The organism is Glutamicibacter sp. M10 (genome assembly GCF_025452055.1).
GTDB lineage: Bacteria > Actinomycetota > Actinomycetes > Actinomycetales > Micrococcaceae > Glutamicibacter.
Map to the genome: position 1 here is coordinate 1 of NZ_CP104919.1, position 11,875 is coordinate 11,875.

Genomic DNA, 11,875 nt, shown 5'->3' on the forward strand with positions numbered 1-11,875 from the left:
ACGTGAAGCGGCAGAGGCTGCTGCTGCCGAGGCTGCGCGGGTGGTTTATGAGCCGCGCAAGGGTGGCCGGCCCACGGTGGAGCACCCGCGCACCAAGCGCGTTTCCCTGTCCTTGTCGGACCAGGAACACGAAACTCTGGTTGCTGTGGCTGGGGGCCGGCGGGTGTCGGTGTGGGCGCGGGAACGACTGCTCGAGTCACTGGCTGCTGATCCCACTCCGGGTACTGGTGCAGAGGTAGCACGGTTGCGCGCGGATCTTGGCCGGGTGGGCTCAAACCTGAACCAGTTGGTGCGTGCGGTGAACTCTGGGCAGACCGTGCCCAGTGCTGAGCTGCTGGAGGCTGTGCAGGCGACCCGTGAGGAATTGGCGCGGGTGCGCGGTGAGATGCCGTGATTGCGAAAATTACGCGGGGTAAGAATCCTGGGGATATTGGTGCGTATTTGCATGGGCCGGGTAAAGCGAACGAGCACACCTACACCGCTGCTGGGCAGCGGGTCTCTGGTGGTGTGGTGGTCGGGTCGAACATCGGTGCCGAGGGGCAGACGGATCCGCGATGGTGGGCTGGCGAGCTGCGTAAGGCGTTGAATACGCGCCCGGAGGTTAAGAACCCGGTCTGGCACGCCTCCCTACGCAACACCGCAAAAGATCGGACGCTCACGAATGATCAATGGGCTGATATAGGTCAGTCATTCGCTGAGGACATGGGCTATGCGGAGCATCCGTGGGTGATGGTTCGTCACGGGGATGACCACGTGCATATCGTGGTCTCTCGTATCGATGATGTGGGGGAAGTCTGGCATGCCAGGAACGACCGCCGGGCAGCACAAACAGCGTGTACGAACCTAGAGAAGGCTTATGGGTTGGAGGCTGCGCCACGGCGTCGGGAGCAGATGAAACAGCCGGTGCTGATGGAACGGGAGAAAGCCCGGTTTAAAACCCATCTGATCGCCGCACAACGCGCTCAAAAACAACATGAGGCCCAGGAAGCGGCAAAGAAAGCCGCCCAGCGGGCCAAATGGCGTGATGTCAGCTTCCCAAATCCGCCGACTAGCCAGAGTAGCCCCTCAAAAAGACCAAGTAAGAAGGTCAGCAATTATATTCCACCCCCGTCACAACGTTCTCGCGATGAAGGCTACGAACGTTAGTCACCACGCCCTCTGTAATTGGTGGGCAGATGAAGCAAAATAGAAACGCAACAGTACGATCAAGGTGAATGAAAGGAAATAATTTGTCGATCGAATCGTATCTCCAGAGGATCGGGTTTGCTGGTGACCCGTTAGCCCATACGAATGCTGAGCAAGAGGAACGCCTGGGAGAGTATTTTGTTCAGCCGCCGTATTTCCAGACGGTCTTAGGTAACCCGGAGACGCCAAAGAGCAATGTTATTTTCGCGCCTCGTGGAGGAGGCAAAACTGCCCAGCGACTAATGATTGAGCAGGAAGCGATAACCCCAGATTCAAATTATCTTTGTCTCACCTATTCTGTGTTCAACTCGGCAGTAAAACACGGTGGCGATCTTGCCTCACACCATGTGGAGTTATGTCGCATCCTTACATTGGCGATCCTTTCTTATTTAGAAGACGACAGTATGGAAGCGATTTTTCTTGAAGATCACGAGCGCCAGATAGTTAAGATTGCTGCCCAGCAATTTATAGGAACGCTCCAGATCGGAGAGTACCAAGAAGCGGTTGGGGCGGTGAAGACTCTAGGAGATAAAGCCGGAGATTTTTGGCGAAAGTATGGCGGCCCAGTTGCCGCAGGGCTTGCTTTACTTATGAAAAAAGCAGGACTTGAAGACGTCAACATCTCGATTACGCTAGAGCAGCAAGCACAAGAACACGGCGGTAGTAGCTACTACTTTTTAACGCAACTTATCAATATAGCGAAGAAGTTTAAATGGTCAGCTGTGTACTTTCTGATCGACAAAGTGGATGAAACAGCTAAGACGACCAACAACGCTGAAGCGGCGGGAGAGCTGATACTTGAGCTGCTCACTGATTTAAATACTCTCGAAATACCTGGCGCAGCATTTAAGTTCTTCTTTTGGGACCAAATGGAACAATATCTTCGTGCTAATGGTCTTCGAGGGGACCGCATTGAAGTAGTAAATCTTGGATGGACTCAAGACGAACTTTCCGAGATGCTCAGCCGGAGACTAGCTGCTTTCTCAGATAACAGAATTACTTCATTCAATCAGCTCGTGGAAGAAAACGTGCCAGTTGACGCGCATAAGGTGCTTGTTTACCTCAGCCATGGCTCTCCTCGCGACATGATCCGTATGGCACGAGCGATAGTAAAAGAACATACACGAATGCCGAACGAAACCAACAAGATATCTTCGAACACTCTGGCAAAAGGCATCACGGAGTTTTCTAAAGAGAGCACTCTTGAGAAGTTCGGTCGCTTTCACAGCGACTTTTCTCGAATTAAAGAGTCGAGCTTCACGCTCACGGACTTGGCTCGGGTTTTAAAATCAGCACAACGGGTGTCACCAATAAGGTGAACGCATGGATCCCTACCAGCGCTGTAAGACAGCTTGGAACACGTCCTAATCCAGGTGCTAAACCTCTGAACCTTTACGGTTTCGCAGACTTAAGGATTGTCATCGCATTCAGCCCGGAACCCATCGGAACAGTCCTCGCTACCAACGCATTTGAATGTCCTAAATGTGAGTACGTTATCTATGCCAAAGAAGACGAAGTGCACTGCCCTAATTGCACTTCAAAAGTGACGAGGGCAACCTCAAGAAATCTGCTGGAGATTTGTACGATCGAATCTTATGAATAGAATTTTTAGCCATGGATAGTAGGCCAGAGAGGAGATCCTATCGACCCGTTCAAAAATCATATTAGATCTATCTTTTTTAAGTTTTCTGTTTAGGATTATTTAAAAATTACCTTGGGGGGAACTATGAACGAAAACGAGTACTTATCTTTGATTCTTGAAGATCTCGAGTCTGAGCACACTCCCGACGAATCATGGCAAGAGAGCCCTCATCGGTGGATACTGGAACGGCCTTCTGGAACTAAAGGGGCCATAGCTCGAAAGATCGTCGCGAGATGGGCCTTAGCTAGTGGTTTGCAACTCTCAAATTATGGGCTAGATAGGCAACGCTTGCTCCGAGACGGTGACGAGATCTATCAAGTTAAGTCTTCAACTATGTGGAAGACCGGAAAGTATCGTTTCCAGCAGTTTCGAAAGATTTCGTACGACTATGCGGTTCTTCTAGGGATAGCACCGCATGAAATCCATCTTTGGATTATTCCTAAAGAAGCAATCCAAACCCACATCGAGGGTTCTAATGGACAACACACTGGTGCCGGAGCTACAGAGACCGACTGGTACGAGATTGATCCTTATAACCCACCGTTTTGGCTGGATGAGTGGGGTGGCACCCCTGAAGCCGCACGGAGGGTACTGAATGAACTTATCTGATCTTCACTAGAGGAGTGTTTGGAAAGCGCCCCCTTCATGAACGGGTCCCCTACTAGCTGCTAAGTCCTTTTCCACCGTTTCCAGAATGGAACTGGGGGTAGGTCAGACTGTAGGTCATGACCTAGGTCAGTTGCCTCGCCTGACCTAGGTCGTTGACCTAGGTCATTTTGGGATGCTTGATGCTCTTTGGATGGCTCGATCATTCGCATTGCAAGCTTCAACGATTCGACGTGTTCCCCTCGCTCTTTGAGCAAGATTTCAAGGTTTTCGCGCTTTGTTCTTTCAAGTTTCAGCTCTTGCTCTAGCTCACTGATGCGGTTCAGTAGATCTTCTGACCTAGGTCGTTGGCCTAGGTCATTTTTATTTGGCCTAGGCCAGTGACCTAGTTCAGTTTCTGGGTGATCTAGGCTAGTTTTCTGCTCGGGTGGAGCAGGTTTTCCTGGTTTCAAGCCGGCCAAGACAAGGTCTTGGACTGGGATCGTCCATGCGCCGCCCGCCCCTTGAACTGCGTTGGGGAATTTGCCTTCACGTAGTCGCCGTTTGATGGTTGAGGGGAAACCCCGCATTCTTGGGCGGAACGATTAATCGTCCAGGACGGACGAGCGCTCTGGGCCACTAGGCAGCCTGATCTTTTTGGAGAGCATAGTGAACGGCGCTAACCGCGATGCCGACCTCTTTCGAGATGGCCCTCATGGAGAGTCCAGCTTCACGTAGCTCTTTAATGCGCTCATGACGTTGGGCAGCTCGTTGTAAATAGATTTCACGAGGTTCAGAAGTCCAACGTTGTGCGGTACGGGATGACATGCCGACTTTTTCAGCAAGCTCGCGAGCTGTCTTTCCGTTGCGAGGGATGCGTGCATAGACCTGAGTCATTCTGTGGCCCCTTTCCAAAGTTGCGCGGATTTATCGCGTCGACTTAGCCCGCTTTTCCGTCCCCGAGCTGATTGCATCGCGATGAAGTTAGCTTCGTAGACGGCTGCACCATCAAGCCACATGCGTGATTGGGTGACGATCCATCGATGAATGGATTTTGCTATCTGGTGCGCTTCATTGCGGGGTAGAGGTTCGGAGAACTCTGAATTTAGATGATGGACCTGATTGTTGATTGCTGTCCATAGTCCCTGTACGTCACCGAAATGATGGCGTACTTCGCGGTAGGCCCAGGTGCGTGCGGTTTCAAAAATTGAGCAGTTGCGTCCTAGACCTACAGGGTTTTTCCGTCGTGTCTTGGCCCAGGTAGCTGGGGGCATGAAGCCAGCGGTACTGAGATGCTCGTCGAGCTCGTTGAGCGTGTAGAGCTTGTCTGTGTACCAGGAAGCGTTCCAGCTCTCGTGGGTGGGGTTCTTGGTAATGAGTCCGCTGTAGCCTTGGTCGCCGTCTACAGAGCGTCTTAGAGCCTCTGTAACTGCTGTGGCATAGGCCAGAGGCTTGCGGCGGGCGTATTCGGTGCGGGTAACGGGTTCTTTGAGCGCCCAGACGGCATGAGCATGGCCATTGTCGGGATTTTCTACTACTGCATTAGGTAACCACGCGGGGCGGTCCCAGAGCGCGCGGAGGAGCGCATCCTCGTGGTCAATATCGACTACGAGGAGGTTCGACATTGCTCGTGGGTTGGTTTCGATGTATCGCTTGCCTAGGGCTTGGGGCCGAGTGTGGCGATATATGCCAGCTTTGAGGTCATCGGAAGCTAGCGGCCGCAGAGGTAGCCATAGCTGCTCCCAGTCTGAGCTGGGTGTACTGGTCTCTACGGTCATGAGAACAGCCTTTCACCCCGGCGCTGTATATGCGGGAATTTGAGTGCGGCGTGTTCTAAGTACGTCGCGAACCAAGTCAGATGTTTCTGCGACCTGGGCGCTGAGCGTAGCGAAGTCCGTTTGTTCGTTTTCTGGAGTCTCCGCTCACGCACGGCCAGCAACTTCTCCGCACCCCCTCCTGCACTGGCCTACCACGTGAACGGTTGTCCCTCATTGCTCCTGACTCCACCTCGTTCCGTTGGGCTACGCACAACTTTGCTCAGCCATGCTCATGGGAGCGTGAGCACGGTCAAGCGTCGCGCTTGCGCGGGGTGTGGGGCGGCGTGAGCCCCACGATCCCCACCCCTGCGTCTGCGCCAGGGCACGCTTCGCAGGTGCCCTGAAATCAACCTCCGCTGCGCTGCGGTTGATGGGCCGGACCCGCGCCCTCCGCGTGTGCACTTGAGGGTCGTCGGTCCCGTGTCCGGCCCCTGTTTACGCGCGGCATTATCCTCCACGGTCGGACGCGCGCAAACAGATGCAAGGTATGATTACCCGTAACGGAAAACTGTCGTACCGCTCGTTCCTCGCTGACAGTTTTCGTTCCGGCTTATCGCCCCTTGCTCCTGCGGAGGGCTTGTTCTCGACCGCTGTGCGGTCTTCGTAAAGGACGGTTGTTATGGCCCTGTTTTCTCGGAAGAAAACACCCCCAGCTTCACCACCTAACCCGTTTGTTGAGACTCCGGAGCAGGAGGCTGCTCGGCGTGAACGTGAAGCGGCAGAGGCTGCTGCTGCCGAGGCTGCGCGGGTGGTTTATGAGCCGCGCAAGGGTGGCCGGCCCACGGTGGAGCACCCGCGCACCAAGCGCGTTTCCCTGTCCTTGTCGGACCAGGAACACGAAACTCTGGTTGCTGTGGCTGGGGGCCGGCGGGTGTCGGTGTGGGCGCGGGAACGACTGCTCGAGTCACTGGCTGCTGATCCCACTCCGGGTACTGGTGCAGAGGTAGCACGGTTGCGCGCGGATCTTGGCCGGGTGGGCTCAAACCTGAACCAGTTGGTGCGTGCGGTGAACTCTGGGCAGACCGTGCCCAGTGCTGAGCTGCTGGAGGCTGTGCAGGCGACCCGTGAGGAATTGGCGCGGGTGCGCGGTGAGATGCCGTGATTGCGAAAATTACGCGGGGTAAGAATCCTGGGGATATTGGTGCGTATTTGCATGGGCCGGGTAAAGCGAACGAGCACACCTACACCGCTGCTGGGCAGCGGGTCTCTGGTGGTGTGGTGGTCGGGTCGAACATCGGTGCCGAGGGGCAGACGGATCCGCGATGGTGGGCTGGCGAGCTGCGTAAGGCGTTGAATACGCGCCCGGAGGTTAAGAACCCGGTCTGGCACGCCTCCCTACGCAACACCGCAAAAGATCGGACGCTCACGAATGATCAATGGGCTGATATAGGTCAGTCATTCGCTGAGGACATGGGCTATGCGGAGCATCCGTGGGTGATGGTTCGTCACGGGGATGACCACGTGCATATCGTGGTCTCTCGTATCGATGATGTGGGGGAAGTCTGGCATGCCAGGAACGACCGCCGGGCAGCACAAACAGCGTGTACGAACCTAGAGAAGGCTTATGGGTTGGAGGCTGCAGCCACGGCGTCGGGAGCAGATGAAACAGCCGGTGCTGATGGAACGGGAGAAAGCCCGGTTTAAAACCCATCTGATCGCCGCACAACGCGCTCAAAAACAACATGAGGCCCAGGAAGCGGCAAAGAAAGCCGCCCAGCGGGCCAAATGGCGTGATGTCAGCTTCCCAAATCCGCCGACTAGCCAGAGTAGCCCCTCAAAAAGACCAAGTAAGAAGGTCAGCAATTATATTCCACCCCCGTCACAACGTTCTCGCGATGAAGGCTACGAACGTTAGTCACCACGCCCTCTGTAATTGGTGGGCAGATGAAGCAAAATAGAAACGCAACAGTACGATCAAGGTGAATGAAAGGAAATAATTTGTCGATCGAATCGTATCTCCAGAGGATCGGGTTTGCTGGTGACCCGTTAGCCCATACGAATGCTGAGCAAGAGGAACGCCTGGGAGAGTATTTTGTTCAGCCGCCGTATTTCCAGACGGTCTTAGGTAACCCGGAGACGCCAAAGAGCAATGTTATTTTCGCGCCTCGTGGAGGAGGCAAAACTGCCCAGCGACTAATGATTGAGCAGGAAGCGATAACCCCAGATTCAAATTATCTTTGTCTCACCTATTCTGTGTTCAACTCGGCAGTAAAACACGGTGGCGATCTTGCCTCACACCATGTGGAGTTATGTCGCATCCTTACATTGGCGATCCTTTCTTATTTAGAAGACGACAGTATGGAAGCGATTTTTCTTGAAGATCACGAGCGCCAGATAGTTAAGATTGCTGCCCAGCAATTTATAGGAACGCTCCAGATCGGAGAGTACCAAGAAGCGGTTGGGGCGGTGAAGACTCTAGGAGATAAAGCCGGAGATTTTTGGCGAAAGTATGGCGGCCCAGTTGCCGCAGGGCTTGCTTTACTTATGAAAAAGCAGGACTTGAAGACGTCAACATCTCGATTACGCTAGAGCAGCAAGCACAAGAACACGGCGGTAGTAGCTACTACTTTTTAACGCAACTTATCAATATAGCGAAGAAGCTTAAATGGTCAGCTGTGTACTTTCTGATCGACAAAGTGGATGAAACAGCTAAGACGACCAACAACGCTGAAGCGGCGGGAGAGCTGATACTTGAGCTGCTCACTGATTTAAATACTCTCGAAATACCTGGCGCAGCATTTAAGTTCTTCTTTTGGGACCAAATGGAACAATATCTTCGTGCTAATGGTCTTCGAGGGGACCGCATTGAAGTAGTAAATCTTGGATGGACTCAAGACGAACTTTCCGAGATGCTCAGCCGGAGACTAGCTGCTTTCTCAGATAACAGAATTACTTCATTCAATCAGCTCGTGGAAGAAAACGTGCCAGTTGACGCGCATAAGGTGCTTGTTTACCTCAGCCATGGCTCTCCTCGCGACATGATCCGTATGGCACGAGCGATAGTAAAAGAACATACACGAATGCCGAACGAAACCAACAAGATATCTTCGAACACTCTGGCAAAAGGCATCACGGAGTTTTCTAAAGAGAGCACTCTTGAGAAGTTCGGTCGCTTTCACAGCGACTTTTCTCGAATTAAAGAGTCGAGCTTCACGCTCACGGACTTGGCTCGGGTTTTAAAATCAGCACAACGGGTGTCACCAATAAGGTGAACGCATGGATCCCTACCAGCGCTGTAAGACAGCTTGGAACACGTCCTAATCCAGGTGCTAAACCTCTGAACCTTTACGGTTTCGCAGACTTAAGGATTGTCATCGCATTCAGCCCGGAACCCATCGGAACAGTCCTCGCTACCAACGCATTTGAATGTCCTAAATGTGAGTACGTTATCTATGCCAAAGAAGACGAAGTGCACTGCCCTAATTGCACTTCAAAAGTGACGAGGGCAACCTCAAGAAATCTGCTGGAGATTTGTACGATCGAATCTTATGAATAGAATTTTTAGCCATGGATAGTAGGCCAGAGAGGAGATCCTATCGACCCGTTCAAAAATCATATTAGATCTATCTTTTTTAAGTTTTCTGTTTAGGATTATTTAAAAATTACCTTGGGGGGAACTATGAACGAAAACGAGTACTTATCTTTGATTCTTGAAGATCTCGAGTCTGAGCACACTCCCGACGAATCATGGCAAGAGAGCCCTCATCGGTGGATACTGGAACGGCCTTCTGGAACTAAAGGGGCCATAGCTCGAAAGATCGTCGCGAGATGGGCCTTAGCTAGTGGTTTGCAACTCTCAAATTATGGGCTAGATAGGCAACGCTTGCTCCGAGACGGTGACGAGATCTATCAAGTTAAGTCTTCAACTATGTGGAAGACCGGAAAGTATCGTTTCCAGCAGTTTCGAAAGATTTCGTACGACTATGCGGTTCTTCTAGGGATAGCACCGCATGAAATCCATCTTTGGATTATTCCTAAAGAAGCAATCCAAACCCACATCGAGGGTTCTAATGGACAACACACTGGTGCCGGAGCTACAGAGACCGACTGGTACGAGATTGATCCTTATAACCCACCGTTTTGGCTGGATGAGTGGGGTGGCACCCCTGAAGCCGCACGGAGGGTACTGAATGAACTTATCTGATCTTCACTAGAGGAGTGTTTGGAAAGCGCCCCCTTCATGAACGGGTCCCCTACTAGCTGCTAAGTCCTTTTCCACCGTTTCCAGAATGGAACTGGGGGTAGGTCAGACTGTAGGTCATGACCTAGGTCAGTTGCCTCGCCTGACCTAGGTCGTTGACCTAGGTCATTTTGGGATGCTTGATGCTCTTTGGATGGCTCGATCATTCGCATTGCAAGCTTCAACGATTCGACGTGTTCCCCTCGCTCTTTGAGCAAGATTTCAAGGTTTTCGCGCTTTGTTCTTTCAAGTTTCAGCTCTTGCTCTAGCTCACTGATGCGGTTCAGTAGATCTTCTGACCTAGGTCGTTGGCCTAGGTCATTTTTATTTGGCCTAGGCCAGTGACCTAGTTCAGTTTCTGGGTGATCTAGGCTAGTTTTCTGCTCGGGTGGAGCAGGTTTTCCTGGTTTCAAGCCGGCCAAGACAAGGTCTTGGACTGGGATCGTCCATGCGCCGCCCGCCCCTTGAACTGCGTTGGGGAATTTGCCTTCACGTAGTCGCCGTTTGATGGTTGAGGGGAAACCCCGCATTCTTGGGCGGAACGATTAATCGTCCAGGACGGACGAGCGCTCTGGGCCACTAGGCAGCCTGATCTTTTTGGAGAGCATAGTGAACGGCGCTAACCGCGATGCCGACCTCTTTCGAGATGGCCCTCATGGAGAGTCCAGCTTCACGTAGCTCTTTAATGCGCTCATGACGTTGGGCAGCTCGTTGTAAATAGATTTCACGAGGTTCAGAAGTCCAACGTTGTGCGGTACGGGATGACATGCCGACTTTTTCAGCAAGCTCGCGAGCTGTCTTTCCGTTGCGAGGGATGCGTGCATAGACCTGAGTCATTCTGTGGCCCCTTTCCAAAGTTGCGCGGATTTATCGCGTCGACTTAGCCCGCTTTTCCGTCCCCGAGCTGATTGCATCGCGATGAAGTTAGCTTCGTAGACGGCTGCACCATCAAGCCACATGCGTGATTGGGTGACGATCCATCGATGAATGGATTTTGCTATCTGGTGCGCTTCATTGCGGGGTAGAGGTTCGGAGAACTCTGAATTTAGATGATGGACCTGATTGTTGATTGCTGTCCATAGTCCCTGTACGTCACCGAAATGATGGCGTACTTCGCGGTAGGCCCAGGTGCGTGCGGTTTCAAAAATTGAGCAGTTGCGTCCTAGACCTACAGGGTTTTTCCGTCGTGTCTTGGCCCAGGTAGCTGGGGGCATGAAGCCAGCGGTACTGAGATGCTCGTCGAGCTCGTTGAGCGTGTAGAGCTTGTCTGTGTACCAGGAAGCGTTCCAGCTCTCGTGGGTGGGGTTCTTGGTAATGAGTCCGCTGTAGCCTTGGTCGCCGTCTACAGAGCGTCTTAGAGCCTCTGTAACTGCTGTGGCATAGGCCAGAGGCTTGCGGCGGGCGTATTCGGTGCGGGTAACGGGTTCTTTGAGCGCCCAGACGGCATGAGCATGGCCATTGTCGGGATTTTCTACTACTGCATTAGGTAACCACGCGGGGCGGTCCCAGAGCGCGCGGAGGAGCGCATCCTCGTGGTCAATATCGACTACGAGGAGGTTCGACATTGCTCGTGGGTTGGTTTCGATGTATCGCTTGCCTAGGGCTTGGGGCCGAGTGTGGCGATATATGCCAGCTTTGAGGTCATCGGAAGCTAGCGGCCGCAGAGGTAGCCATAGCTGCTCCCAGTCTGAGCTGGGTGTACTGGTCTCTACGGTCATGAGAACAGCCTTTCACCCCGGCGCTGTATATGCGGGAATTTGAGTGCGGCGTGTTCTAAGTACGTCGCGAACCAAGTCAGATGTTTCTGCGACCTGGGCGCTGAGCGTAGCGAAGTCCGTTTGTTCGTTTTCTGGAGTCTCCGCTCACGCACGGCCAGCAACTTCTCCGCACCCCCTCCTGCACTGGCCTACCACGTGAACGGTTGTCCCTCATTGCTCCTGACTCCACCTCGTTCCGTTGGGCTACGCACAACTTTGCTCAGCCATGCTCATGGGAGCGTGAGCACGGTCAAGCGTCGCGCTTGCGCGGGGTGTGGGGCGGCGTGAGCCCCACGATCCCCACCCCTGCGTCTGCGCCAGGGCACGCTTCGCAGGTGCCCTGAAATCAACCTCCGCTGCGCTGCGGTTGATGGGCCGGACCCGCGCCCTCCGCGTGTGCACTTGAGGGTCGTCGGTCCCGTGTCCGGCCCCCTGTTTACGCGCGGCATTATCCTCCACGGTCGGACGCGCGCAAACAGATGCAAGGTATGATTACCCGTAACGGAAAACTGTCGTACCGCTCGTTCCTCGCTGACAGTTTTCGTTCCGGCTTATCGCCCCTTGCTCCTGCGGAGGGCTTGTTCTCGACCGCTGTGCGGTCTTCGTAAAGGACGGTTGTTATGGCCCTGTTTTCTCGGAAGAAAACACCCCCAGCTTCACCACCTAACCCGTTTGTTGAGACTCCGGAGCAGGAGGCTGCTCGGCGTGA

General features: G+C 53.4%; 12 protein-coding genes. 8 read left to right on the plus strand and 4 right to left on the minus strand.

What is annotated here, in order from left to right:
* The first annotated feature begins 390 nt into the window (after window positions 1–390).
* The 3 genes from N6V40_RS17075 to N6V40_RS17085 all read left to right on the plus strand — a co-directional run bounded on the left by N6V40_RS17075 (window position 391) and on the right by N6V40_RS17085 (window position 3,436).
* On the plus strand, window positions 391–1,146 hold the full coding sequence (locus N6V40_RS17075) for a relaxase/mobilization nuclease domain-containing protein (protein WP_262199798.1): 756 nt from the start codon (window positions 391–393) through the stop codon (window positions 1,144–1,146).
* Window positions 1,147–1,229: 83 nt separating this feature from the next.
* Window positions 1,230–2,504 (plus strand): anti-phage protein, encoded by a 1,275-nt coding sequence (locus N6V40_RS17080; protein WP_262199800.1) that lies wholly within the window; start codon window positions 1,230–1,232, stop codon window positions 2,502–2,504.
* Between the two features lie 407 nt (window positions 2,505–2,911).
* A complete protein-coding gene (locus N6V40_RS17085) occupies window positions 2,912–3,436 on the plus strand; it encodes a hypothetical protein (RefSeq protein ID WP_262199791.1) in 525 nt (174 codons plus the stop codon).
* Window positions 3,437–4,051: 615 nt separating this feature from the next.
* Here N6V40_RS17085 and N6V40_RS17090 read toward each other — a convergent pair.
* Both N6V40_RS17090 and N6V40_RS17095 read right to left on the minus strand, forming a co-directional pair.
* Window positions 4,052–4,309, minus strand: a complete 258-nt coding sequence (locus tag N6V40_RS17090; RefSeq protein ID WP_262199794.1) for a MerR family transcriptional regulator — start codon at window positions 4,307–4,309, stop codon at window positions 4,052–4,054.
* On the minus strand, window positions 4,306–5,190 hold the full coding sequence (locus N6V40_RS17095; RefSeq protein WP_262199796.1) for a replication initiation protein: 885 nt from the start codon (window positions 5,188–5,190) through the stop codon (window positions 4,306–4,308). The genes N6V40_RS17090 and N6V40_RS17095 overlap by 4 nt, the downstream gene beginning before the upstream one ends.
* Before the next feature lie 658 nt (window positions 5,191–5,848).
* Here N6V40_RS17095 and N6V40_RS17100 point away from each other — a divergent pair.
* The 5 genes from N6V40_RS17100 to N6V40_RS17120 all read left to right on the plus strand — a co-directional run bounded on the left by N6V40_RS17100 (window position 5,849) and on the right by N6V40_RS17120 (window position 9,373).
* Complete coding sequence (locus N6V40_RS17100) at window positions 5,849–6,331, plus strand: MobC domain-containing protein (protein ID WP_262199801.1); 483 nt, start codon at window positions 5,849–5,851, stop codon at window positions 6,329–6,331.
* Window positions 6,328–6,873 (plus strand): relaxase/mobilization nuclease domain-containing protein, encoded by a 546-nt coding sequence (locus tag N6V40_RS17105; RefSeq protein ID WP_262199788.1) that lies wholly within the window; start codon window positions 6,328–6,330, stop codon window positions 6,871–6,873. Before N6V40_RS17100 ends, N6V40_RS17105 begins: the two co-directional genes overlap by 4 nt.
* 294 nt (window positions 6,874–7,167) lie before the next feature.
* Window positions 7,168–7,758, plus strand: coding sequence for a hypothetical protein (locus tag N6V40_RS17110; protein WP_262199789.1), 591 nt, complete (start codon window positions 7,168–7,170; stop codon window positions 7,756–7,758).
* A complete protein-coding gene (locus tag N6V40_RS17115; protein ID WP_262199790.1) occupies window positions 7,668–8,441 on the plus strand; it encodes a P-loop ATPase, Sll1717 family in 774 nt (257 codons plus the stop codon). Before N6V40_RS17110 ends, N6V40_RS17115 begins: the two co-directional genes overlap by 91 nt.
* A gap of 407 nt (window positions 8,442–8,848) precedes the next feature.
* The gene (locus N6V40_RS17120) at window positions 8,849–9,373 is read left to right on the plus strand and encodes a hypothetical protein (protein WP_262199791.1); all 525 of its coding nucleotides are present in this window, start codon (window positions 8,849–8,851) and stop codon (window positions 9,371–9,373) included.
* Between the two features lie 615 nt (window positions 9,374–9,988).
* Here N6V40_RS17120 and N6V40_RS17125 read toward each other — a convergent pair.
* Both N6V40_RS17125 and N6V40_RS17130 read right to left on the minus strand, forming a co-directional pair.
* Window positions 9,989–10,246 (minus strand): MerR family transcriptional regulator, encoded by a 258-nt coding sequence (locus N6V40_RS17125; RefSeq protein WP_262199794.1) that lies wholly within the window; start codon window positions 10,244–10,246, stop codon window positions 9,989–9,991.
* Window positions 10,243–11,127 carry a replication initiation protein gene (locus N6V40_RS17130; RefSeq protein ID WP_262199796.1) on the minus strand — a complete coding sequence of 295 codons (885 nt, stop codon included), beginning with the start codon at window positions 11,125–11,127 and terminating at the stop codon, window positions 10,243–10,245. Before N6V40_RS17130 ends, N6V40_RS17125 begins: the two co-directional genes overlap by 4 nt.
* Window positions 11,128–11,875: the final 748 nt, after the last annotated feature.